The organism is Pseudomonas sp. NPDC087614, assembly GCF_044743485.1.
Taxonomy (GTDB): Bacteria; Pseudomonadota; Gammaproteobacteria; order Pseudomonadales; family Pseudomonadaceae; genus Aquipseudomonas; species Aquipseudomonas baetica_A.
Window position 1 is genome coordinate 27,647 of the sequence record NZ_JBIUWN010000042.1, and the last position, 25,022, is coordinate 52,668.

Below are 25,022 nucleotides of genomic sequence, written 5' to 3' on the forward strand. Positions count from 1 at the left end.
CCTTGTCGTTGCCGAGCCTGCCATGAAAGCCGTATTGCCCCACGCCCAACTCGACTGGGATGAACAGGGACGCCCGCGTTCGCGAGTGTTTGATGACGTGTATTTTTCCGACCAGTCAGGTCTGGATGAAACCCGTTATGTGTTCCTCGAACAGAACCGTCTGGCCGAACGTTTTACTGCGTTGCCAGCACATGGACACCTGGCCATCGGTGAAACGGGCTTCGGCACCGGGCTGAATTTTCTCTGCGCCTGGCAGTTGTTCGAGCAACACGCCCCTGTCGGTGCCCGACTGCAATTTGTCAGCGTCGAAAAATACCCGTTGAGCCCGGCCGATCTGAAACGCGCCCTGGCGTTGTGGCCAGAACTCAAGCCGCTGGCTGATCAATTGCTGACCCATTACGTGGCGATCCATCAGGGCTTCCAGCGCATCACACTGGCCAATGGCCGAGTGACATTGACGCTGCTGATCGGCGATGCGCTGGAGCAATTGCCGCAACTGGACGCTCGGATCGATGCGTGGTTTCTCGACGGATTCGCCCCGGCGAAAAACCCGCAGATGTGGACCGCCGAACTGTTCGCTGAACTGGCTCGGCTGGCGGCGCCAGGCTCGACCATCAGCACGTTCACCAGCACCGGTTGGGTGCGGCGTTTGCTCAACGCCGCCGGCTTCAAAATGAAGCGCACGCCGGGCATCGGGCACAAATGGGAAATCCTGCGCGGCGAGTTCCTCGGCTGGCCGTCGGAGGTGGCCCCGCCTGCACCGGAAAAACCCTGGTTCGCGCGCCCCGCCCCCACGTCCGGTGAACGTCGGGCACTGGTGATCGGCGCAGGCCTTGCCGGTTGTGCCACCGCGGCGAGCCTCGCGTCACGCGGCTGGAAAGTGAGTTTGCTGGAGCGCCACGAGGCCGTGGCACAAGAAGCCTCGGGCAATCCGCAAGGCGTGCTGTATCTGAAACTGTCGGCCCATGGCACGGCGTTATCGCAACTGATCATCAGCGGCTTCGGTTACACCCGACGCCTGCTCGAAAGCCTGCAACGGGGCACCGATTGGGACGATTGCGGCGTGCTGCAACTGGCGTTCAATGCCAAGGAAGCCGAGCGCCACGCGCAGCTGGCCGCGGCGTTCCCGGAGGATCTGTTGCAGTGGCTCGATCAGCCCGAGGCGCAGGCCCGCGCCGGTGTCGGTCTGGACCACGGCGGTTTGTACTACCCCGAGGGTGGCTGGGTGCATCCGCCCGCGCTGTGCCAGGCGCAGGCCACACAACCGAACATCGAACTGCTCAGCCACCGTGAGGCGCTGGAACTGCGCAAGGTCGATGATCAGTGGCAAGCCTTCGACGGCGACCGCTTGCTTGCCAGCGCGCCTGTCGTGGTATTGGCCGGTGCTGCCGAGATCAAGCGTTTTGCGCAAAGCGCCGAGCTGCCACTCAAGCGCATTCGCGGGCAGATCACCCGCCTGGCGCAGACTGAACAAAGCCAGGCGTTGACGACGGTGGTGTGTGCCGAAGGCTACGTCGCCCCCGCGCGACGGGGTGAACACACCCTCGGTGCCAGCTTCGATTTCAACAGCGACGACCTGACCCCGACCACCGCCGAACACCAAGGCAATCTGGCGATGCTAGAAGAGATTTCCAGCGATCTGGTCTCTCGCCTGCACATCAGCGAACAGGCGGTCGAAACCCTTCAAGGCCGCGCCGCCTTGCGCTGCACCAGTCCCGACTACCTGCCGATTGTCGGCCCGCTCGCCGACCGCGCGGCGTTCATTCACGCGTACGCGGCGCTGAGCAAGGATGCCCGGCAAGTACCGGACATCGCCTGCCCGTGGCTCGACGGTCTATACGTCAACAGCGGCCACGGTTCACGCGGTCTGATCACCGCGCCGCTGTCTGGCGAACTGCTCGCCGCCTGGCTGAACGACGAACCGTTGCCCTTGCCAAGAAGCGTGGCCGAGGCCTGTCACCCCAACCGTTTCGTATTGCGCCAACTGATTCGCGGCAAATAGACCTCAAGCATCGGGCATTGCGCAGAGGCCCAGATCCCCCAAGCGAATGGCCTCTCCCGTCAGGCGCTTGAGCACAGCCTCTTCGGCCTGCTCCCGTTCGAGCCTGATGACGTCCATCTGGTTCAGGTAATCGGCCGTGGAGAGCTTGCTCGCCTGTTCGAACACCGCGTCCAGCCGCGCCGGAAAGGTTTCCTCCAGGCTCGCGAATTGCCTGGGATACGTGCGCTTCAAGTACTCGCACCAGAACGGCTGACGCAGCAGGAACGTCAGCCATTCGGACGACAGCTCAGCGACACTGATCCTGTTCCTGGCAGTCTCCAGATTGGCTTCGGTCACCCCGCCCAGGATGGCAAAACGCATATGACGCGGCTGTCCCGGCAGATCGAACTCTTCGGCCAGTCCGATGCGATAAGCCAGGTTCACCTCCAGCGGATCAGCACTGGTATCGTTAAGCGCATGCTCACGGGCAATCTGATCCAGCTTGTCCAGCCGAAACAGGCCTCGACCAAGTTTGAGCAACGGGTGTACAGAGGTCACTCGGCCACCGGCAAGCCTGGTGATCTTGTTGACTTCCACAGCGAGTTCGAGCTGGCTGAAGTTGACGGCTGCGCTGTCCGTGCAATTGATCGGGTTGGCGGCCAGGTCGAACACTTGCTCACTCAGGATTGCATCGGTTTCGGCGGCTTCAAGCACTGCCCAGACACGTCGACAGGTGTCTTTGGCGACTTTTTCGGAGTCGGCGGTATTGCCCAGCTCCGCCAGTAAATGAAACAGGCCCTCGGCCCGGGGATCCTCCTTGAATAAGGTCCAGATCCGGTCACGCTGGGCCCAGTCCCCTCCGGCGCCGCCCTCGAACCACAGCGAGCGCGCCTTCTGTTCATCGAGACGCGCGTTATCGTTCTCCAGATAGCCCATACCGACACCCACATTGTTTCGATAGTCCGCCAGATGAGTCCTGCTGGCTAACGACAAGGGATTACCGCGCAGGTCCAGCGCCTCGCTGAAACGTCGCGAGGTCTTGAATAACCAATCCGGTAGCTGCTTGATCTGATTTTCACGCAGATCGACCCAATCCAGATGTGGCAGGCGTTCAAGACCTTTGGGCAACTCGGTGACGCGGGTGTCGCGCAGACACAGGGAACGCAAATCAAACATCTTGCCCACCTCCGGGGTCGCCCCCAGCGGGTTACTGTTCAGATTCAAGGAGTGCAGTGTGCGCAGGTTGGCAAGCTTCACCAGTGTATGTTCGGTCAGTTTGATTCGGTTACCCGCCAGACTCACCCGGGTCAGATCAGGCATGTGCGACAACACCTCAGGCAGGCGCGTGAGTGCGTTGCCGTCGAGGTCCACAGACTCGGCGTGCTTGAATGACTTGAGGAAATAAACCAGGTCGTCGCCCTGCTCCATGTTCTTGAGCGACAACTGCTGGATATGATCGAAGTTCAACCCCGGCGGGAGCGTGGGCAACGTCCCCACCCGCATCCCGTCAAGATTCAATACACAGATCGATTTTCCGCTTTCATCGGTGGCCAGAAAAAGCCGCCGAAACCCATCCTCGATCATCTCTGCCGCCGTCTTGCGGCTGTGCCGCACTTCACGCAAATCCTCCCCCATCAACGTCATGCCTGCCTGATCCTGCGTCCAGACTTCGAGCACCTTGCGCAGTTGCTCCAGATCACGGCGCAAACCTTTCACCCGTGTAGCGCGGGTCAGCGGATCATTGCCCGACCGATCAATGAACTCACTGGCCTGCGCCTCGGTAAAGCCGGGATAGAGCCTTCTCACCTTACGTAATAACGCGCGTGGATGAGGTGATTCAGGCATTGCATGATCGCCCTGAATGCAGGGGGGGTCGGAGACCAGCGGCTCGAACTTGCCGGTGGTCAATACCCGGGCACTGGCCTCACGTTCGTCCAGAGCAATGTTCAGTAACTGGCTGCGCAATCGGGCACTGTCGGCGATCACCGGGTCAGCAAAACCTGCGGTTGTACGCTGAGCCGACGGCAGTGCCTTGAGTATCGCGGCATACAGGTTGTCTGGCTCCGACGCCACACGCCCCAGGGATTTACCGTCGCCAGTGAAGGCTTCGTAGCCGCCACTGGACTTGACCAGTGTGCAGGTCTTCAAAGGCGTCGCCGCTTCGTTACCGATGGCTTCCAGTACCGGCCCGTTCAGCGTCTTGTCCCGCAACGTCAGGCGCAGATTCGGGTCCCAGCCACTCAAACGGGGCAGTAACTGGATCGCCAGTTTTTCACTATCGGCATTGGCGACCTGCGGCACGAGCAAACCGCTCAGGGCACGGTCAAGGCGCACGGCGGCAGAGGCCTTGCGGACTCTCTGCGCCAGGCGCAAAGGCACGCGCCCGGTTGAGCGCAAATGCAGACGCTCGACACTCGGCGCCTGGTCAATCAGGCGCTGAGCATAACGCGCAGGAATGTCGGCGAACACGCTGCGTAATGTCTTGACCTCGTCAGCCTCACTCTGGTCGTAGCGTTGATACATACGATCGAAAACCGATCGACGCTCAGCCCTGAACAAGGCTCCCAGTTTCTTCGCCAACGCTGGCTTTTGCGAGCCGGCACTGACCTTGCCCCCCAGCATGGCTTCAACCTCGCGCAGGGACAGGCCATCGATCACCGACTGCAACAACTGCCCTGCGGCCAGTTGCTCTTGCGTGACCTGCACACTGAGCGCAGGGACGCGGGTGTTGGTCGCGGGATAGGTTGCCGTGACGTCTCCTTCGCTATCGCTGACCTCGATGTAGCGGCCTGTCGGCCAGCCTGGCAACTGCGGCAAGCCGTGCAGTTGTTCCTGCGAAGGTTGACCTGCGTGAACTTCCCCACGCTCAAGCTCAGTGGTGAGTTGGCTTGACTGGCGCTCGATCCGCAGGCGTTCCACGGTGTCGCGTAACCGGGCAGGCAAGGCCAGATTATCGTTAAAAACCCGGTGCAATTGATCGTGGGAGATCTCGCTGATTCGGCGAATCATGTCCAGATCCGTATCCGGGAACTCACTCAGACGCGGATCGATACGCTTGAGGGTGTAGGGAGCGCTATTCCACGTTTCGGCATCCTCAGCCGCCAGACGCCAGCCGCCCTCGACGTGTTGCTCAAGCCCGGGAGCATAGGCTTTCGGGCGCTCGGGATGATCCAGATGCCAGACCTTCGTGTCCGGATCGAGTGACCCGGAGAACATCCCATAGTCGACCCGGCCGACGGTTTTTTCCTTGAGCGGATGCAACTCGACGGAGTCATCGGCCATCGTGATACCGGCTGGAAGCCGATGTTCATACGGGGTGAGATCTGGCTTCCAAAGGCGCGGTTTACCGGCCGAATCCAGAATCGCGGTGAACTGCCCGAAAAACTCCGGATGGGCCCGAACCAGCTTGCGTCCCAGCGTGCCCACCGCCTTCTGTCCACCCGCGAACACGCCCATCAGCGCAATGTCTTGCGCCACGCTGAGCAGATGCGACAGCGCCTCCTGCTGGTCGCCCCGCTGCCAGTCCTCGACCCCCTCATACACTTGCGCCAGAAGTTGGCCAACCGCGACACCCATCATCAACTGACCGACAACCGGCACGAAGAAACCCGCCACCGTCGCAATGCTCACACCCAGTTCCAGAAAACCCAGCAAGCGCTTGCGTCGCACATCCTCATCAATATCGGCCGTCGGTACGGCGAGTTTGCGGGCGTCGATCTGCATCTTGCCGACATGGCTTTGCACCATGAACTCGAACAGCGGCACTGCAATGGGCAACTGCCTGATGTGGCCCAAATCGGCGGTGTCGGCGAAGGTCTTGAAGAAGTCTGCCTTGTCATCTTCATCAATGCTGTTGGCGAAGTAGTCCTGGTAGCGCTTGTCACTCAGCTTTTGCGTGAGGTATTGCTTGAACGCAGTGAAACTCGAGTACTCATACAGCGGCCTCTCGGGCTCGTTAGCCATGTACACCAGACACCATTCGTTCGGGTATAACTCGATCGACCGGACTGCAAACACCACAACCCCCCAGATGCAACTGTCGAGCACCTCGATGCCGTGCATCATTAATGGACGATTGCTGTAGTGCAGGGTTTTCGCCGAGACCACGCCGTCAGCGGCGATCAGCCTCTGCACGATCTGCAGGCTAGCCGGTGTGATGTGCTGGCTGATTGCGGCCAAATACATGTCCAGTTGCAGCAGAAGTTTCTTCATCGCAGCGATGTCGCGGGTCATCGGACGGGTGGCCGTCACTTTACCGGCGTCGTCCACCAGGCCGAACACCTGCTGAAAATGCGCCTGATAGCGCTTGCCCAGGTCCAGTTCGCGACAGAATTTGGCGAACGACGCCGGCGTCAATCCGGCCACGCCCGACGGTACGCTGCTCACCCGCACCTGACTGCCTTCGGGGTAGTTGTCGGTTTCCTCGTCTTCGGTGAAATTCTGCATCGCCGCTTGCAGCAATGTCTGCGTGGCATGTGGAAAGGTTTGAATGCCCTCTGGGTCGGTCGAGGCTGGCGAGCAACCACACTCAACCCCCGGCAAACTCAGCAGATCTTTTTCAACATCGAAGACCGCCGGCCACTTGGCTTTCAGCGCGCGGGTCAACTCAGCAATACAAAAGGCATTCAGAGGTTTGAGCTTGAGCAGATCCTTCTCGACCTTGAGTTGGATCGTGAGCAGGTCCCGCGCGGTTTGATCGAGCGCGACCAGCGTGCTGGTCGCACTGTTAAGCAGCATTGCGGGCAGGCTCTTGTGCAGCGCCTCGGCGTTGTCCAGGTCTCCTGTGGCTTCCAGCAAAACGCTGAGCACTTCATTCTGAGTCGGCGCACGCGGTGCGGATTTATTCTGTGTGGTGGTCATCGGCAATAGTCCTTTATTGCAGGCTTGAGCGTTAACCTTATCCACATCCACTTGGAATTAAAACAGAAGACTCCGACGCAGGTTAATCACATTACAGCAAACACAGACCACACAAAATCGTGCAATACATATGTATATCAAACATTCAAATACCAACCGAAAACACACCCAAAACCATTCAATAATAAAACTGTTTTCATCACGACAAACACACCTAACATGACATCTCATTTACGAAAGGGACTTCCCGCATGACTTTACCAACAAACAACTCGCCCACCACAGTATCGGACGTTGATGCCAGCGCAAACATTTCCGATGCCGTCCAGATTGAGGACAAGGCAACTGCCGTGCAACGTTTCATTACCCACGGTATGGCAAAAGAAGATCCCACGAGGCTGGCCGCCTTGCGCGCAACGCTCGATGAAGCGCTGCCCTACCAAACTTATATTGATGAATTGGCAGGCAAGCTGGAGACACCGGAAAGTTTCTGCAGACGCGAACTTCGCAGTGAACTGCTACAAACCCATGGGACACGATTCGGCATCAACGACAACATCAGACTCACGCCTGCAAACTCTGCGGACGGTGAGTCATATACCTGTACCCTGCTGCAGGCGGCGATGCTGAACTTCACCGACGAAGAAGCGGCTCCCGGTTACTTCTCGAATGACAGCGAGATTTTGGACATCCTTGGCCAGTCAACCGTTGACGACCCTGACGCGATCAGGGTATCGGCACAAGAGTTTGCGGCTCTAAGTCGCAATCTGGATCTGGGAGGCCAATACCAGAAACATATCGCCAGAACGTTTAAAGTTTCAAACATTGAGCTGATCGGCACACGCCTGCACAAATTCAACATGAAACTCAGCGCCTATGAGAAATACTTTAAAAAAACCGACTTCCCTTTGAACCGGCTTCTCACCGTGCTGAGTCTGACAAAAGGCAACAGGGATATTTACACTGGCGACAACATCAATAACGGTAAAATAAAACTGCATTCGATACAGTTATTTGGCAAGTACACCACAGATGCCGTTCTGATCACCTGCCGTCGGACCGATCAATCACCAATAGACCATAACATCGTATACATACCCAACGACCCGGGTGACGGCTTTTACCAGGACGACAACGAAGACCAGACAAAATACCGATTCTCCGTCAACTTCCTGACCAATAAAGAATTCCGGACACGCCTCGTCTCTCAACTAACCAATACCGAAAAAAATGAAATAGAGGCAATGGACCTGAATAGCATTTCGTTTGTCAACGACATAACGTTTATCCCGCTAAAGAAAGGGCTGTACAAACATTTCTTTGATCGCTATCTGGATAAATTGTCCGCGGATGCAAGGGACATTGCGGTGCCGCTCGCCAATGTCAACGAACCCGCCTACGCCAATAGGCGCAAAGCGCATACCCTGCCTGAGAAAGGACGACTATCCGTCAGCCCAACCCATGATTTCAGCAAGCGCTTGCGCACTTACGCCACGGATGAATTGCTGGCCTCCGTGTTCGCCGGTCTGGGAAGCTGGACCGCCATCGAGAAGTACAACGCCCTGTCACGGCTGCTGGATCTGAAAAAGCGATTGTCCCCGCCTGATGCCGAACAACACGGCTTGCCGGTGGACGCCGACTGACAATTATTCAAAAAAAATTGTCGAAAATCCGTCCAATTATCCGCAAGCGGCGAAGAATCAACGCCCGCCTATTACGCGGCAGCGATAGCGTCAAAATCAGCCTTATAACTTATCGTTCTAAAACTCCACTTAACGAGGGGGGTCAGTTTCCGAGTACCCTGTTTTATTGAGTAGTACTGCTTGACCCCTCCCCAACGGAAAAACCGGTAAGGACTTTATGTGCGGATTAGCTGGCGAGTTACGCTTTGATCATCAACCTGCAGACCTTGCAGCCATTGAGCGAATCACCCATCACCTGGCCCCTCGTGGCCCCGACGCGTGGGGCTTCCACGCACAAGGGCCGATTGCCCTGGGCCATCGTCGCCTGAAAATCATGGACCTGTCGGACGGCTCGGCGCAGCCGATGATCGACAGCCAATTAGGCCTGTCTCTGGCCTTCAACGGCGCAATCTACAACTTCCCCGAACTGCGGGCCGAACTCGAAGCGCTGGGCTATGCCTTCTATTCCGGTGGCGACACCGAAGTGCTGCTCAAGGGCTATCACGCCTGGGGAGAAGCGCTGCTGCCCAAACTCAACGGCATGTTTGCCTTCGCCATTTGGGAGCGCGATGCACAGCGCTTGTTCATCGCCCGTGACCGTCTCGGCGTAAAGCCGTTGTACCTGTCGCGCACCGGTCAGCGCCTGCGCTTTGCCTCGGCCTTGCCGGCGCTACTCAAGGGCGGCGACATCAACCCGATCCTCGATCCGGTGGCGCTCAACCACTACCTGAATTTCCACGCCGTGGTACCGGCCCCACGTACCCTGCTGGCCGGCATCGAAAAACTGCCGCCCGCCACCTGGATGCGCGTTGAAGCCGATGGCAGCACCGAACAGAAAACCTGGTGGACCCTGCCCTACGGCCCACACGAGGACGAGAAAAACCTCACCCTCGAAGACTGGACCGATCGCGTACTCGACAGCACCCGCGACGCCGTGGCGATCCGCCAACGTGCGGCGGTGGATGTCGGCGTGCTGCTGTCCGGCGGCGTTGATTCGAGCATGCTCGTCGGTCTGTTGCGTGAAGTGGGCGTGGAGAACCTGTCGACCTTCTCCATCGGTTTTCAGGATGCCGGTGGCGAGCGCGGGGATGAGTTTCAGTATTCGGATCTGATCGCCAGACACTACGGCACTCAGCACCATCAGTTGCGTATCGACGAAAAAGAGATCATCGAACAATTGCCTGCGGCGTTTCGCGCCATGAGCGAACCGATGGTCAGCCACGACTGCATCGCGTTCTATCTGCTGTCGCGTGAAGTGGCCAAGCACTGCAAGGTTGTGCAGAGCGGCCAGGGTGCCGACGAGTTGTTCGCCGGTTATCACTGGTACCCGCAAGTGGACGGTGCGGCCGATCCTTACGCGGCCTATCGCGAGGCGTTTTTCGACCGCAGCTATGACGACTACGCCGCCACCGTGCAACCGAAATGGCTGACCGCCAACGACGCTGCCGGTGACTTCGTGAAAGAACATTTTGCACAACCCGGTGCCGATGCCGCCGTGGACAAAGCCCTGCGTCTGGACAGCACGGTGATGCTGGTGGACGACCCGGTCAAACGCGTCGACAACATGACCATGGCCTGGGGTCTGGAGGCGCGAACGCCGTTTCTCGATTATCGACTGGTCGAACTGTCGGCGCGGGTTCCCGGCCAGTTCAAGCTGCCTGACGGTGGCAAACAAGTGCTCAAGGAAGCGGCACGCCGGGTCATCCCGAGTGAAGTGATCGACCGCAAAAAAGGCTACTTCCCGGTGCCGGGTCTCAAGCATTTGCAAGGCGACACGTTGAACTGGGTGCGTGAACTGTTACTTGATCCGAGTCAGGATCGCGGTCTGTTCAACCCGGCCATGCTCGACAAATTGCTGACTGACCCACAAGGCCAACTGACGCCGTTGCGTGGCTCGAAGCTGTGGCAACTGGCGGCCCTGAACCTGTGGCTCAGTGAACAAGGAATCTGATCGATGAAACCCCACGCCACGGCTTACAGCCAGCGCCTGTTGCGCGGTCAGACTCCGTCCTATGAACGTTTGCAGGCGCGGCTGGCCGAGGACGGCAGCGAACTGGCCGCCGATCCGATTGCGGTGCATTGCGGCTGGGGCCGGTTGCTGATCGGCCACACCTTTCCTGACTCGGCAACGCTGGCTCAGGAGCTGCTCAACGAGCAACAAGGCGAGCGAGATATCGCGCTGTATGTTGCCGCACCGCAACAGATCCTCGGCCTCGAACCGACGCAGTTGTTTCTCGACCCTTCCGACACCTTGCGCCTATGGTTCAGCGACTACCGCCAAGCGACCCGCGTGTTTCGTGGTTTCCGCATTCGTCGCGCGCAAAGCGAGGCAGACTGGCAGGCGATCAATCAGCTATACCAGGCGCGCGGCATGTTGCCGATCGATGCCCAACGGCTAACCCCGCATCATCAGGGCGGCCCGGTTTACTGGCTGGCCGAGGATGAAGACAGCGGCGCCGTGATCGGCAGCGTCATGGGCCTGAACCATCACAAAGCGTTCAAGGACCCGGAAAACGGTAGCAGCCTGTGGTGCCTGGCGGTGGATCCGCAATGCTCGCGCCCCGGCGTCGGCGAAGTGCTGGTGCGGCACTTGATCGAACACTTCATGAGTCGCGGCCTGAGCTATCTGGACCTGTCGGTGCTGCATGACAACCGTCAGGCAAAAAGCCTCTACGCCAAACTCGGTTTTCGCAATCTCTCCACCTTCGCCATCAAGCGCAAGAACGGCATCAATCAGCCACTGTTCCTGGGACCTGGGCCTGAAGCGCAGTTCAATCCGTATGCGCGGATTATTGTCGAGGAGGCGCACCGTCGCGGCATCGATGTGCAGGTGGACGACGCCGATGCCGGACTGTTCACCCTCAGTCACGGCGGGCGGCGCGTGCGTTGTCGCGAATCGTTGAGCGACCTGACCAGCGCCATCAGCATGAGCCTGTGCCAGGACAAAAGCCTGACCCACAAAGTGTTGAAGGCGGCGGGGCTCAACCTGCCTTCGCAACAATTGGCGGGCAACGCCGACGACAACCTGGCGTTTCTCGATGAGCACCAGCGGGTAGTGGTCAAGCCGCTTGATGGTGAACAGGGCCAAGGTGTGGCGGTGGATTTGCAGAGCATTGAAGAGGTGCAGCAGGCCATCGAAGCGGCGAAACAGTTTGATAGCCGGGTGCTTCTGGAAAGCTTTCACGAAGGGTTGGATCTGCGGATTGTGGTGATCGGTTTTGAAGTCGTCGCGGCGGCGATTCGTCGTCCGGCCGAGGTGGTCGGTGATGGCCATCACTCGATTGGCGCGCTGATCGAAGCCCAGAGTCGGCGCCGGCAGGCGGCCACCAGCGGCGAAAGCAAAATCCCGCTGGACCACGAAACCCAGCGCACCTTGCACGCGGCCGGTTATGACTACAGCAGCATCCTGGCGGCGAGCGAGTCGCTGTTTGTGCGGCGTACGGCCAATCTGCACACCGGTGGCACGCTGGAAGACGTCACGGCGATTCTGCATCCGACGCTGGTCGATGCAGCGGTACGCGCAGCGCGGGCACTGGACATTCCGATGGTCGGCCTCGATCTGATGGTGCCGGCGGCGGATCAGCCGGAGTACGTGTTTATCGAAGCCAACGAGCGTGCCGGATTGGCCAACCATGAGCCGCAACCGACAGCCGAGCGGTTTGTCGATTTGCTGTTTCCGCACAGTCAGCCGGCCAACTCGTAATGATACGGCGCCTCGACTGACGCGTTCGCGAGCAAGCCCGCCCCCGCAGGTTTTGTGGTCATCTCACAACCTGTGGGATCTGGCCTGCCAGCGATCAGGCCAGATCAGGCAGCCCAAATTCTCCTCATCGAAACCATCGATGTGCTCAACCCATCAGGAGTTTCCATGACCCTCCAAATTCCCGAACCAGACCTCAACTACCTGCAAAAAGTCCTGCTGGAAATGCTTGCCATTCCCAGCCCCACCGGCTTCACCGACACTATCGTGCGGTACGTCGCCGAACGTCTGGAGGAACTCGGCATTCCCTTCGAGATGACCCGTCGTGGCACCATCCGCGCGACGCTCAAGGGCAAGAAAAACAGCCCTGACCGCGCGGTCTCGGCGCACCTGGACACCATCGGCGCCGCTGTGCGCGCCGTCAAAGACAACGGCCGCCTGACCCTTGCCCCGGTCGGTTGCTGGTCGAGCCGTTTCGCCGAAGGCAGTCGCGTCAGTCTGTTTACCGACAACGGCGTGATTCGCGGCAGCGTGTTGCCGCTGATGGCCTCCGGGCACGCGTTCAACACGGCCGTGGATGAGATGCCCATCAGTTGGGATCATGTGGAGTTGCGTCTGGACGCCTATTGCGCGACCAAGGCTGACTGCGAATCGCTGGGCATCTGCGTCGGCGACGTGGTGGCGTTCGATCCGCTGCCGGAATTCACCGAAAGCGGCCATATCAGCGCTCGTCACCTGGATGACAAAGCGGGGGTTGCGGCGTTGCTGGCGTCACTCAAAGCCATCGTCGACAGCGGCCAGGAACTGATGATCGACTGTCACCCGCTGTTCACCATTACCGAAGAGACCGGCAGCGGCGCAGCGGCGGCATTGCCGTGGGACGTCAGCGAATTCGTCGGCATCGACATTGCGCCGGTCGCGCCGGGGCAGCACTCCAGCGAGCACGCAGTGAGTGTGGCGATGCAGGATTCCGGCGGGCCTTACGACTATCACCTGTCACGACATTTGCTGCGTCTGGCCAGCGAAAACGAGTTGCCGGTGCGCCGTGACCTGTTCCGCTATTACTTCAGCGACGCGCATTCGGCGGTGACCGCCGGCCATGACATCCGGACCGCCCTGCTCGCCTTTGGCTGCGATGCGACGCACGGTTATGAGCGCACGCACATCGACAGTCTGGCGGCACTTAGTCGGCTGCTGGGGGCTTACATTCTGAGTCCTCCGGTGTTCGCCAGCGATGCGGCGCCGGCCAATGCGTCGCTTGATCGCTTCAGTCATCAGATCGAGCATGAAACGCAAATGGAGAGTGATACGCGCGTGCCGTCGGTGGACAGTCTGGTAGGGCAACGTTCGGACAGTTAAATCCATGGTGCCCGGACCGCTCCCACCGTTGGAATACGTTTCACTCTGGGGGCGGACTTGCTCACGAAGGGCCGGCGCAGGCAACACAAAACTGGCAGCCAAACATCAATCGCCGTAGCATCCCGAGATTGATTTAGCCGAGGTGCCCATGCTCATCCCCTACGTCGCTCTTGAAGTCGACACCCTCACTCGCCTGATCGAGGATTTCGTCACCCGCGACGGTACCGACAATGGCGACGACACGCCGCTGGAAACCCGTGTGCTGCGTGTGCGTCAGGCGTTGACCAAAGGCCAGGCGCTGATCGTCTTCGATCCGGAAAGCGAGCAGTGCCAGTTGATGCTCAAGCACGACGTGCCCAAGCACCTGTTCGACTGAAACCCTCAGCGGGCCTTTTGCCTGGCCTGCTGACGCTGGATCCGTTCGTAGACCTCCGCGCGATGCACATTGACGTTCTGCGGCGCCTCGACGCCAAAGCGCACACTGGAACCGTTCACGGACAGAACGCGCAGGGAAATGTCGTCACCGATTGAGATCAACTCACCAACGACACGGCTGAGTACAAGCATGAGATTCGTCCTTCAGGGTTAGCGAACGCTGAAGATGCGCGGCTTGCCTGCGCCCCACAATGCATGATCGGCAAATCAGTCTTGCCCTACACCCCCTCAAGCGCAGGGCTGTCAGATACTTCCCACAAAACCATCCGTTCAAGCGGCAGAAAACCGCGGCCCGAATAGAATCACGCTCGCACCGATCACACACAACGCCACACCAATCCAGTCCGAACCCAGTGGACGAACCCGCTCCACCACGGCCAGCCAGCCAATCGAAGCCACAATGTAGATCCCGCCATAAGCGGCATAGGCGCGACCGGCATAGGCCGCTTCGACACGGGTCAACAACAGGGCGAACAGCGTCAGACTGAGCAGCGCCGGGATCACCCACAGAGCGCTTTTGCCTTGACGCAGCCACATGAAGAAGGCGAAACAACCGGCGATTTCAAACAGCGCCGCGAGCAAGAACCACAAGTAATTGAGCATTGACGCGTCTCGACAGGATGACCATTGCCGCCACCCTAACGACGCGTCCCCCCTTCAGGCAAGTTTCACCCGTTGTTCTGCTTGGCCTTGGCGCGCATTTTGTCGGCCATGGTGACCATTTCGTTGTAGAGCAGTTGCGGGTTCTTCTGCTTGATCGCCCAGGCCATCCGGCCCTGTTCGTGAGGCAGGATCATGAACTCGCCTGCGGCCACTTGTTGATAGATGTAGTCAGCGATGTCCGCTGCGCTGATCGGCGAACTTTCCAGCAACTTGCCAACCTGCGCTTTCATCGCCGGGGTCGGCCCACGGAAGGAATCAAGCAAGTTGGTCTGGAAGAATGACGGGCAGACGACATGCACACCGACTTCCTGTTGCGCCAGTTCAATCAACAGGCTTTCCGACAACGCCACCACGCCGGCCTTGGCCACGTTGTAGTTGCTCATGGCCGGGCCTTGCATCAACGCCGCCATGGAGGCGATGTTGATGATTTTGCCCTTGCTTTGCTCAAGCAACGGCAGAAACGCCTTGCAGCCCTTGACCACGCCCATCAGGTTGATTGCGATCTGCCAGTCCCAGTCCTCCAGCGACAATTCGCTGAAGAACCCACCCGAGGCCACACCGGCGTTATTGACGATGATGTCGATGCCGCCGAGTTTCTCTTCGCACGCCTGAGCAAACGCGGTGAGCTGGCTGTAATCACGCACATCGCAGCGCTGAATAAAACCGTCGCCGCCGGCCTCGCGCACCTGTTTCAGGGTTTCTTGCAGGCCGGGTTCGCTGACATCGGACAAGGCCAGTTGCCAGCCTTCACGCGCCCAGCGCAGCGCGATTTCGCGACCTAAGCCCGAGCCAGCGCCAGTGATCATCATGCGATTTTGCATAGCAGACAGCCTTGTTGTTCCGGGGAAGATGCGCGCAGTGTAGCGAAGGATGTGCCGCCAGCCTCGCTCCATCAGATTGCTGAATGGTAGGGAAAAACCGTGGCGCGTTTGATTCGTTGGGAGGGACTAAGTTCTGAACTTTCGCAAGGGGAAAAGGAAATAAGCAAGCGATCCAAATACATTAAAAAAACATTGAATCTTCTTTCATTCGCACCAGTCGGAATTTATAAGCCGCCTGGAATTACTGAGTCTCCAGTCGACCAGAACACCAAGACTTCTCGAACGTTATCAACAAGGAAATCGACATGGGCACAATTCTTATCATTATCCTGGTCCTGTTGCTGATCGGTGGCCTGCCGGTCTTCCCGCACTCCAGAAGTTGGGGTTACGGTCCATCCGGCATTATCGGCGTTGTGCTGGTCGTGCTGTTGGTACTGTTGTTACTCGGTCGGATATAACGATTCAAGCGTAAAAAAAAGAGGCCCTTTTCAGGGCCTCTTTTTTATTGTGTGGCGTTTTATTGCGCGGGCATCAGTCTGGTTTGCCGCTGACCACACCGGCGGTGTTTTCCATCAGGCTCTTGGTCGCCGTTTGCAGAAACGCCTCAAGTTTGAGTTTCAACTCGGCAGTGCGCGGAGCATTCGCAATGATCTCCCCACCCGGGTTGGCGCCCAAATGGTACTGATAGATTTTCGGCGCCATTTCTTTCTCTTTCGGCAGCACCAGAACCTGGTCAGCCGTGACGATGGCAGTGGTCTGCTCGCTGCCCGACGGCTTGATCACACCAAAACCGGTGTCGCCTTCCGGCAGGTTGAGCAAGTCACGGCCCCAGCACTGATGGCGCACTTCGCCACCCAGACGCCCCATGATGGTCGGCACGATGTCAATCTGCGTACCCACGGTGTGGTCACGCGTACCAAACTTCTCCTGGATGCCCGGGGCGATCATCAGCATCGGTACATAGAAGCGGCCCAAGTCCATTTCGGTAATCTGACGCTCGTTACCGAAACCGTGGTCGCCGACGATAACGAACAGGGTTTCCTTGAAGTACGGCTCTTTGCGCGCTTTCTCGAAGAACTGGCCCAGTGCCCAGTCGGAGTAACGCATGGCGGTCAAATGCTCGTTCAGCGAACCCCGATCGGTGACGCGCTCAACCGGCAACGGTGTCGGCAAGGCGTAAGGCGTGTGGTTGGACAGGGTTTGCAGCAATGCGTAGAACGGCTTGCCGTTTTCGCGGGCCTTGAGCTCCTGCAGACCACGGTCAAACATGTCCTGATCGGACACGCCCCACGTCGGATCGGAGAACACCGGGTTGACGAAGTCGTTACGGCCAACGAAGTTGGTCATGCCCTGGTTGCTGAAGAATCCCGACTGGTTGTCCCAGGCGAAGTCGCCGTTATAGACGTAAACATCGTCAAATTTGCGTGCACTGAGCAACTGCGGCAGGCCGGACAGTTTGTGGCTGCCTTCCGGGGTCTGCATCAAGTATTCGAAACCCGGCAGGTTCGGGAAGCAGGCCATGGTGGCAAACATGCCCTGATGGGTGTGCGTGCCGTTGGAGAAGAAGCGATCGAACAGCAGACCTTCCTTCGACAGTTTGTCGAGGTATGGCGTGATGTTGCCCGGTGCGCCCAACGCGCCGACCGAGTGACCGGCCATGCTTTCCATCAGGATCACGACAACGTTTTTGATCGGCAGGGTCTTGTCCGCCGGCGGCATGTAGTCACGGCGCACGGCAGCGATATCGGCATCGACCAGTTTGTCGTCCGGCATGACCAGCATCTCACGCACGACTTTCTGCGCTTGCTCTTGTGGCAGCGTGGCTTTCCAGATGTTGTTGCGATCCTCGCCCATCCGATCCTTCGCCGCCGCGATCAGCGACAACGTGCCGTTGAGGCCGAGCTGGTTGGCGAAGTTCGAATTGGTGGTGTAGACGTCACCCCAACGCAGCGGCGGGCCCTGACGCAGAGTGCCACGGGCGGCCACCACGCAAATCAGCAGACAGACCACGAACACCGCAAGGCGCGTATACCACGGCGCGACCTGACGCGTGCTGACACTGCCACCACTGAAAGGCCCGCGCGGGCGCGTGGCTCGGTCGGCGCCTTTGAACGCCAGCGTCAGGATCACGGTGCCGACGCCCCACGCCAGCAAATAGCGAACCACCGGAAAACCGTACCAGAGCATGCTCATCACGGTTTTCGGGTCTTCTTTCACGTATTGGAACACCAGACCGTTAAGGCGCTGGTGAAACTCACGGTAGAAGTCCATCTCCATCAGACCGAGGAACAGGGCGATGCTCGAAGCGAGGGTCAGCCACAGACGGAAAAATCCGCGAGCCGCCATGGCCCGGGCACTGAACAGCGCCAGTACCAGCGGAACGCAAACGTAGACCACCAGGCGCAAGTCGAAACGCAACCCATTGACGAAAGCTTCAAGGAACGTCGAAACCGGGGTATCGAGGATCATTTCGCGGTTGTAGACCAGCAGCGCGAGGCGCAGCACGGAAAACATCACCATCATGACCAGCGCACAAAGCAGCGTGTAGGCCAGATGCGATTTGACGGTCGGTTGCAGTAGACGAGCAGAAGCTCGCTGCTGATTCAGGGCGTCCGGGATTGCCATGTCGTTTTAGGACCCATTGGAAGTTGAAGTTGCAAAATACAGCGGCGCCATGCCCTCTATTGGTCATTCCAGACCCCGGGGCGTGCGCGGTGCGCAAATGTTGCACGATCACCGGCACCATTGCCATTGATTAGTGCCCCGCCACCAGACACTTTCATTCAAAGCGACGGCAGACAGGGACTGCGTGGAAACAGCGCGGGCGAATTGTCTTGAACGCTTTGTGAAAATTTCGTTCAACGCCTATCTGGAAACACAAAAAGTCATAAAACAAAACGCCCCGAATCAATCGGGGCGTTTTGCTGAATCCGGGGCGTTTACTTCTCGGCGAGCTCTTTCAGGGCTTTCAGGGTCTTGAGCGGAGCATCAACGACAAACTTGTTGGCAACCATCGCCGGCACGCTGCCGCCTGGCTCGGTGTGCACTTGATAGGTCACTTCGACCTGATCGCCTTTTGGCACAAACTTCCAGAAGCCTTTGACCTGAGCCACCCGGACAAAACCTTTTTCCTCCGGAACATACTTCGGCACACCTTCCATGTTACGGGTCAGGCTGCCGTCGGCGCCTTCAACGGTCGTGATGTGCAGCACCGAATCACGCGGAGTGACCGGCCAAGGCGTATTGAACTGGGTGTAAGTCCAGCTCTGATCACCTTCGTGCTTGAGCAGTTTCTGGGTCTTGCATTCATGAATCCAGGCGCAGGCGCCGGAAACGTCCTCCTGCAATGCACGCAGTTTGGCAACGGTGGTCTTCATCAGAGCAACGCCCTGATAGGACTTGTAGTCCGAACCCGGCACTTCGCTCAGGGAAACCTTGATGCCATCCTCGTTCTTGGCGACCTTCCAGTCTTCAGCCTGCGCGACCGACGTCACCAGCACGGCAGTCAAACCACACAACACAGCGATACGATGCAGCGAACCCATAGTCTTATTCCTTATTGTTGAAGTTCCGTTCGTTTGACACATCAAGCCGCCGTCATTTGCTCCCACCAACCGATCAACCTGATCGCTTCTTCCTGGCTGCGGCCACAGACTTCGATATCGGCGGCGAAACCGGAACAGACCGCCGGACGCTCTGGACGGCCGAAAATGTTGCACAGGTTTTCGACCGAGAGTTGCACGCAACGTTCGCCGGCAGGTTTGCCATCAGGCATGCCGGGAATCGCCGAACTGATGGAGGGGGCAATGCAGCAAGCGCCACAGCCTTCACGGCATTTCATGACGAACAAGTCCTCGCGACGGGCAATGTGTAAAAGGGACGCGGACAGAGTAACCGCTAAAACGGCTGTTTCAAATTCCCTGAACCGGGGTTTTTACGGATAAGTGAGTGTGACTGACCAGTCTGCGACAAAGCGTCTGCTTCGCGGGTCACAGACGGGTTGTATTTACTGCTTGAATTCGAAATCCAGCGCCGCACCATCAATATCCCGGCGCTCTTCGTTACGCAGTTGCAACTGCATTTCGTTGCTGAGCAAACGGCCATTGAGCTGGAAGCCGCTGGTTTTCTCGCCAAAAAACTGCGGCAGGATGCCCTCGTGCTTCGGCAGCGAAACGGTTCCCTTCGGCTTCAATTCCTGGACCATCTCCTTGGGCAAGCTCAAGTCCAGTGTTGCCGGCGGCAGCTTGGTTTTCACCACCTCACTGGAGGATTTCGACCTGGAAGCCACAGGTGTGCGTTTTTTCACGGTTTTCTGCCGGGAGTGCTCGGCAGGCACTGCCTTTTTCACTACTGGCGGCTTTTTCACTGTGCTCCTAGCCGCTGGTTTTTCTGAAGCTGCGCCCGCCAAGACACCAGGTGCATGACCGATCATCAGCAAACACAGCAAAACCCACATGGCAGGAAGAAACGCTTTCATGGACCCAACGACGCTAACGGCAGAGGGCCATATGCTCGCTTGTTGGACGTCACAAGACAAGTTTGACCCGCCACTGGCTCAAAATCCGCCAGCCGTTTCCTGACACAGTTGGGTCGCCAGCAGTCCCAGCGTCATCAACGCCCTCTCCGCCTCGCGGTTCCACGGGGTGCCACAGTTCAGGCGGATGCAGTGGTTGAACTGCTCGGTATTACTGAAGATCAGCCCGGGGGCGATGCTGATGCCCTGTTGCAGCGCACGAACATGCAACTCCTGAGTATTGACCCTGCCAGGCAGGCTCACCCACAGAATGAAACCGCCCGTGGGCCGGCTCATTTGCGTACCTTCGGGGAAGTACTGCTGCACCGCCAGTTGAAAAGCACTGAGATTTTTTCGGTATTCCTGGCGGATGTACCGTAAATGCCGGTCATAACCGCCATTCTCCAGATAAGCCGCAATCCCCATCTGCGTGACACTGCACGCCGAATGGGTACTGAAGGTCTGCAAACGCTGAATTTCCTGCTGATACTTGCCAGCGATCATCCAACCGATGCGTACTCCGGGCGACAAGGTCTTGGAGAAACTCGAGCAGTAAATCACCCGATCCAATCGGTCATAAGCCTTGAGCGCCTTGGTGCGACCCTGTTCGAACATCAACTCGCCATAAATATCGTCTTCGACGATCTGGATATCGAAATCCGAAGCCAGACGCAGCAGTTGTTTCTGCCGCTCTTCAGGCATGGTGCCGCCCAACGGATTGCTCAGACGTGTGGTCAGCACCAACGCCTTGATCGACCATTGGTTGGCCGCCAACTGCAGGGCCTCCAGGCTCATGCCAGTGGCTGGATCGCTGGGAATTTCGATGACCTTCAGACCCAGCAGGTCAGCCAACTGCAGCAGGCCGTAGTAAGTCGGCGACTCGGCGGCGATCAGATCGCCTGGTCGGGTCAGCACCCGCAACGACATCTGCAGGGCATCGACACAACCATGGGTGATCACCACTTCAGAGGGATCAACCACCACACCGGCATCGCGCATGCGGATCGCTACCTGCCGGCGCAGCGGTTCGAAACCGGGGCTGAACATGTAGCTGAACGCCCGTGGACTGTGAAACCGGGTGACCTTGGCCAATTGCTGATGAAGTGCGCGCACCGGCAAGTAATCGACACTGGGCACCGCGGCACCCAACGGGAATACGCCTTCACGGCGGGACTCGACCAGAACTTGTTGAATGATGCTGCTGCGAGTCACCAGACCTGGCCGTTCGACGCGGGCGATGTCGGGCGTCGGGGCCGTCAGCGCCGGGGTCTGGTGCACGTAATATCCGGACTGTGGCCGTGCGCGAATCAGCCCCTGATCTTCAAGGTTGGCGTACGCCTGCAACACCGTCGCATGGCTGACGTTGAGTTGCGAACTCATCTTGCGCACCGAAGGCACGCGCTCCCCCGGTTGATAGACCCCACGGCGGATGTCTTCGGCCAGTTGCTGAGCAATACGTTGGTAGAGCAAGAGATTGGTCATGACGCAGCACTCGATTTCACGGGCATTTTATTCTTGTGTGAAACAATACCGGAACAGTTTAGAAGTGTACTGGGACAGTTGTCACTCTAGTCGACCATACAGTGCAGTGTCTGCCACAACTGTATTGATTTGCGAGCTATTCGACAGACGTAAAAAAGCCCGGTGCTGCCTGACAGCCCGGGCTTTCCAGTGACGCCGCCCTCAGCGGGCAGCGCCGAGCTGGCCTGTTTCGTCGGAGAAAACAATTTCCACACGACGGTTCTGTGCCCGCCCACGCTCGGAAGCGTTGGCGTCTACAGGGTATTCGTCGCCGTAACCTTCGACCTGAATGCGTTTTTCGTCGATGCCCAGATCCGTCAGCACATCGGCAACGGACTGCGCACGGTCGCGGGACAGTTTGAGGTTTTCCTGCTTACCACCGGTGCTGTCGGCATAACCCTCGATGCGCACCACGCGTTTCGGGTTGAGTTGCAGGAACTGGACAATTTTCAACACAACACGGTTGGCCGAGTTTTTCAGCTCGGCTTCCCCAGTGTCGAACAGCACATCACCGAGCGTCATCACCAGACCACGGTCGGTCTGCGTGGTCGCCAGCGCGACTATTTGTTCTTCAAGCCACTTGCCCTGCTGCTGCACGCTGAGCAGTTTGGATTCGCGCAAGGCCAGTTGCAGGCGCTGACGCTCCAGTTCGAGCTTGGCCGCACGCTCCTCGTTGAGCACCTGATTGGTGTGCTCGCGGGCGATTTCACTGTAGCGCTGGCTGAGATAGGCGTAATGAACCACATCCGCCCCGCTGCCCCAATAGGTCGACAGGCGATCGGCGCGGGCCAGCGATTCACCGGCGCGGATCACGTCTTTCGGCGCGATGCGCAGCACGTTGGAATCTTCCTTGACCTTCTGGAAGTCGGCGCTGGCCCCTTGCAGAGCGGATTCGCTATGTTGACCCGCACAACCGTAAAGACTGGCGCAACCGGCAAGAATGAAACCGCCGAGAACTCTGGAGTTGAGGCTCATTGGGCATCTCCCAGTTGCTTGCGCAGACGGACGATGCGGGTGTTGAGCACATTCAACTGTTCTTCACTCTTCTGGGTCAGCACTTTGGCTTCCGCCAGGCGAGCATCCAGTTCGGCCTGCTCGGCACGCATGCGCGCGTTCCGGTAGGACTCATCAGCCATGTTGCCCTTTGCCCGGTTGTATTTGGTTTCGGCCAGTTTCATTTCCGGCACGTCATCGCCGGTGGCACCGACAGCCTTGGCTTGAGTGATGGCCTGCTCGGTCAGGCGCATTTGTTCATTGGGTGCCGGATCGGTCGCGCAACCGGCCATGGCCAGAACGGCCACAGCCGCGAAAAGAGGTCGAATACTCACTAAGAATCCCTACTGTTTTGGGGTACTGACAGGTTGTTGCGGCTGTTGCTGCTGCGCCTTCCAACGCTCGATATTGCGTTGCAGCGCAGCTTCCGTCAGTCCGGACGCGGGCAATTCTGTCATCTTTTTGGCCAACTGTCCGCGCAACCACGGATCGTTGCACGCCGAGTTGTGGGAAACCGCGAGGAACAGCCCCGGTCGATCGATCGGTTGCTCGAAGGCCAACAGGTCATTGGCCATGCCCAATGCCTGTGCGGCTGCCATGCCCGAGTAGCGACCGGCGAGTACATATTCGACTTCACCCAGAAGCAATTTCTGAAAGGCCTGGGTGAGGTTTGCTGTCCGGGTCAGGGTCAATTGCTGCTCGGCGAAAGTAACGAATGCCTCGCTCATTCGAGACTTTTCCGACAAGCCACCGGTATGCCCGTGCAGGTCCTGCGCTGCGTTGTAAAACAAGGTCGAGCCTTTGCGCGTCCACACCAGATAGTCGTTTTCCAGCAGCGGCGGATAGATGTAGTCGAGGTTTTCGAGCTCATTGAAGGTCAGCGGAGCATCCGCGAGCAGGTCCATACGACCGCTGCGCACTTCATCCAGGGCTTGCGAGCGCTTGCCGGCGTAGAGCAATTGGACTTTGATGCCCAGCTCTTTGGCCACTTGCTGCAAAAGATCAGCACTGGCCCCCATCAATTGCTTGGGGTTCTGCGGGTCTTGCCACAGGTACGGCGGCGCATCCGGGCTGCCGGTGACGACGAGACGTTCGCACTTGCCGGCGGCCGCCACCAATCCCGGCAACAGCGCCAGTCCCAACAATAGCGAGCAGTGCAACCTGCGGCGCAGTTCCATGGCAAAACACTCCCACTCAATTGCGAGACAAAAAAAAGCCCGACCAAAAGGTCGGGCTCTTTATAAGTGAAGCTGCCGGATTAGACCAGCTTCTCCAGCTCAGGCACCGCTTCGAACAGATCCGCCACGAGACCATAATCGGCCACCTGGAAGATCGGCGCTTCCTCGTCCTTGTTGATCGCAACGATCACTTTGGAATCTTTCATGCCGGCCAGGTGCTGGATCGCGCCGGAAATACCGACGGCAATGTACAGCTGTGGCGCAACGATCTTGCCGGTCTGACCGACCTGCATATCGTTCGGTACGAAACCTGCGTCGACCGCAGCGCGCGAAGCACCGACGGCAGCGCCCAGCTTGTCGGCCAGGGCGTACAGGTGTTTGAAGTTGTCGCCGTTCTGCATGCCGCGGCCGCCGGAAACGACGATCTTGGCAGCGGTCAGTTCGGGACGATCGGACTTGGCCAGTTCTTCGTTGACGAAGCTGGAAGTACCGGCGTTGTGCGCGGCAGCCACGGCTTCAACAGCCGCAGAACCACCTTCAGCAGCCACCGGATCGAAACCGGTCGCACGCACGGTGATCACTTTGATCGCAGCGGTCGACTGTACGGTAGCGATGGCGTTACCGGCGTAGATCGGACGCTTGAAGGTGTCAGCGCTTTCTACCGAGATGATTTCGGAGATCTGATCAACATCCAACTGCGCGGCAACGCGCGGCAGGATGTTTTTGCCGTTGGAGGTGGCAGCAGCCAGGATATGGCTGTAGCCAGCGCCAAGCTCGGCAACCAGTGGCGCGACGTTTTCCGGCAGCTGATGCGCGTAAGCGGCATTGTCAGCGTTCAGGACTTTGCTCACACCTGCGATTTTCGCAGCGGCTTCAGCCACGGCGCCAGCGCCTTGGCCTGCGACCAATACGTGGATGTCGCCACCGATTTTGGCAGCGGCAGCCACGGTGTTCAGTGTGGCCGGGGCCAGCACTTTGTTGTCGTGTTCGGCGATTACCAAGATAGTCATGATCAGATTACCTTCGCTTCGTTTTTCAGTTTCTCGACCAGTTCAGCCACCGACTTGACCTTGATGCCCGCGCTGCGTGCAGCCGGCGCTTCGACTTTCAGAGTCTTGTTGGTGGAGGCGGTGGAAACGCCCAAAGCGTCCGGAGTCAGCACTTCGAGAGGCTTCTTCTTGGCTTTCATGATGTTTGGCAGGGACGCATAACGCGGCTCGTTCAAACGCAGGTCAGTGGTGACGATCGCTGGCAGTTTCAGGGAAACGGTCTGCGCGCCGCCGTCGATTTCGCGGGTCACGGCAACGCTGTCGCCA

General features: G+C 58.6%; 21 protein-coding genes. 7 read left to right on the forward strand and 14 right to left on the reverse strand.

All coding sequences use genetic code 11. From position 1 onward, the window contains the following. Positions 1-22: 22 nt before the first annotated feature. A complete protein-coding gene (mnmC, locus tag ACIOWA_RS16695) occupies positions 23-2,002 on the forward strand; it encodes a bifunctional tRNA (5-methylaminomethyl-2-thiouridine)(34)-methyltransferase MnmD/FAD-dependent 5-carboxymethylaminomethyl-2-thiouridine(34) oxidoreductase MnmC (RefSeq protein WP_401160794.1) in 1,980 nt (659 codons plus the stop codon). Positions 2,003-2,005: 3 nt separating this feature from the next. Here mnmC and ACIOWA_RS16700 read toward each other — a convergent pair whose 3' ends face one another. After that, complete coding sequence (locus ACIOWA_RS16700; protein ID WP_401160796.1) at positions 2,006-6,841, reverse strand: NEL-type E3 ubiquitin ligase domain-containing protein; 4,836 nt, start codon at positions 6,839-6,841, stop codon at positions 2,006-2,008. A gap of 251 nt (positions 6,842-7,092) precedes the next feature. Between ACIOWA_RS16700 and ACIOWA_RS16705 the strand changes: the two genes are divergently transcribed. The 5 genes from ACIOWA_RS16705 (at position 7,093) to ACIOWA_RS16725 (ending at position 13,958) form a co-directional block, all read left to right on the forward strand. Further along, positions 7,093-8,484: a dermonecrotic toxin domain-containing protein gene (locus tag ACIOWA_RS16705; protein WP_401160798.1), complete on the forward strand. Its 1,392-nt coding sequence runs from the start codon at positions 7,093-7,095 to the stop codon at positions 8,482-8,484. 217 nt (positions 8,485-8,701) lie between these two features. Continuing rightward, positions 8,702-10,474 carry an N-acetylglutaminylglutamine amidotransferase gene (locus tag ACIOWA_RS16710; RefSeq protein WP_339431126.1) on the forward strand — a complete coding sequence of 591 codons (1,773 nt, stop codon included), beginning with the start codon at positions 8,702-8,704 and terminating at the stop codon, positions 10,472-10,474. Positions 10,475-10,477: 3 nt separating this feature from the next. Continuing rightward, complete coding sequence (gene ngg / locus ACIOWA_RS16715; protein ID WP_339464835.1) at positions 10,478-12,226, forward strand: N-acetylglutaminylglutamine synthetase; 1,749 nt, start codon at positions 10,478-10,480, stop codon at positions 12,224-12,226. A 165-nt stretch (positions 12,227-12,391) separates the two neighbouring features. Further along, complete coding sequence (locus tag ACIOWA_RS16720) at positions 12,392-13,582, forward strand: osmoprotectant NAGGN system M42 family peptidase (RefSeq protein ID WP_339431124.1); 1,191 nt, start codon at positions 12,392-12,394, stop codon at positions 13,580-13,582. 148 nt (positions 13,583-13,730) lie between these two features. Further along, positions 13,731-13,958, forward strand: a complete 228-nt coding sequence (locus ACIOWA_RS16725) for a YheU family protein (RefSeq protein ID WP_401160800.1) — start codon at positions 13,731-13,733, stop codon at positions 13,956-13,958. Positions 13,959-13,963: 5 nt separating this feature from the next. Here ACIOWA_RS16725 and csrA read toward each other — a convergent pair whose 3' ends face one another. From csrA to ACIOWA_RS16740, 3 genes are all read right to left on the reverse strand, one after another. Further along, positions 13,964-14,149, reverse strand: coding sequence for a carbon storage regulator CsrA (csrA, locus tag ACIOWA_RS16730; protein ID WP_221729287.1), 186 nt, complete (start codon positions 14,147-14,149; stop codon positions 13,964-13,966). 138 nt (positions 14,150-14,287) lie between these two features. Next, positions 14,288-14,620: a YnfA family protein gene (locus ACIOWA_RS16735; protein ID WP_339431123.1), complete on the reverse strand. Its 333-nt coding sequence runs from the start codon at positions 14,618-14,620 to the stop codon at positions 14,288-14,290. A 65-nt stretch (positions 14,621-14,685) separates the two neighbouring features. Beyond that, positions 14,686-15,501, reverse strand: coding sequence for an SDR family oxidoreductase (locus ACIOWA_RS16740; protein ID WP_401160802.1), 816 nt, complete (start codon positions 15,499-15,501; stop codon positions 14,686-14,688). A gap of 299 nt (positions 15,502-15,800) precedes the next feature. On the opposite strand from ACIOWA_RS16740, the gene ACIOWA_RS16745 reads away from it, so the two are divergent. Then, positions 15,801-15,959 (forward strand): DUF3309 family protein, encoded by a 159-nt coding sequence (locus tag ACIOWA_RS16745; RefSeq protein ID WP_339431268.1) that lies wholly within the window; start codon positions 15,801-15,803, stop codon positions 15,957-15,959. Between the two features lie 73 nt (positions 15,960-16,032). On the opposite strand, the gene ACIOWA_RS16750 is transcribed toward ACIOWA_RS16745, so the two are convergent. The 10 genes from ACIOWA_RS16750 to ACIOWA_RS16795 form a co-directional block, all read right to left on the reverse strand. Continuing rightward, the gene (locus ACIOWA_RS16750; RefSeq protein WP_339431121.1) at positions 16,033-18,126 is read right to left on the reverse strand and encodes an LTA synthase family protein; all 2,094 of its coding nucleotides are present in this window, start codon (positions 18,124-18,126) and stop codon (positions 16,033-16,035) included. Between the two features lie 314 nt (positions 18,127-18,440). Continuing rightward, complete coding sequence (locus ACIOWA_RS16755) at positions 18,441-19,046, reverse strand: START domain-containing protein (RefSeq protein WP_401160804.1); 606 nt, start codon at positions 19,044-19,046, stop codon at positions 18,441-18,443. A 41-nt stretch (positions 19,047-19,087) separates the two neighbouring features. Next, positions 19,088-19,342, reverse strand: coding sequence for a YkgJ family cysteine cluster protein (locus tag ACIOWA_RS16760; protein WP_339431120.1), 255 nt, complete (start codon positions 19,340-19,342; stop codon positions 19,088-19,090). Positions 19,343-19,507: 165 nt separating this feature from the next. After that, the gene (locus tag ACIOWA_RS16765; protein ID WP_401160806.1) at positions 19,508-19,978 is read right to left on the reverse strand and encodes a translation initiation factor 2; all 471 of its coding nucleotides are present in this window, start codon (positions 19,976-19,978) and stop codon (positions 19,508-19,510) included. A 78-nt stretch (positions 19,979-20,056) separates the two neighbouring features. Next, positions 20,057-21,496 (reverse strand): PLP-dependent aminotransferase family protein, encoded by a 1,440-nt coding sequence (locus ACIOWA_RS16770; protein WP_221729294.1) that lies wholly within the window; start codon positions 21,494-21,496, stop codon positions 20,057-20,059. Between the two features lie 201 nt (positions 21,497-21,697). Beyond that, positions 21,698-22,510, reverse strand: a complete 813-nt coding sequence (locus ACIOWA_RS16775; RefSeq protein ID WP_339464914.1) for an OmpA family protein — start codon at positions 22,508-22,510, stop codon at positions 21,698-21,700. After that, entirely contained in the window at positions 22,507-22,863 is a 357-nt protein-coding gene (locus ACIOWA_RS16780) for a DUF4398 domain-containing protein (RefSeq protein ID WP_339431117.1), read from the reverse strand. The genes ACIOWA_RS16775 and ACIOWA_RS16780 overlap by 4 nt, the downstream gene beginning before the upstream one ends. Before the next feature lie 9 nt (positions 22,864-22,872). Beyond that, positions 22,873-23,706, reverse strand: a complete 834-nt coding sequence (locus ACIOWA_RS16785; protein ID WP_339431116.1) for a transporter substrate-binding domain-containing protein — start codon at positions 23,704-23,706, stop codon at positions 22,873-22,875. An 80-nt stretch (positions 23,707-23,786) separates the two neighbouring features. Continuing rightward, a complete protein-coding gene (locus tag ACIOWA_RS16790) occupies positions 23,787-24,716 on the reverse strand; it encodes an FAD-binding protein (RefSeq protein ID WP_311997938.1) in 930 nt (309 codons plus the stop codon). A 2-nt stretch (positions 24,717-24,718) separates the two neighbouring features. Next, on the reverse strand, positions 24,719-25,022 hold a 304-nt coding region (locus ACIOWA_RS16795; protein WP_401160809.1), incomplete at its 5' end, for an electron transfer flavoprotein subunit beta/FixA family protein.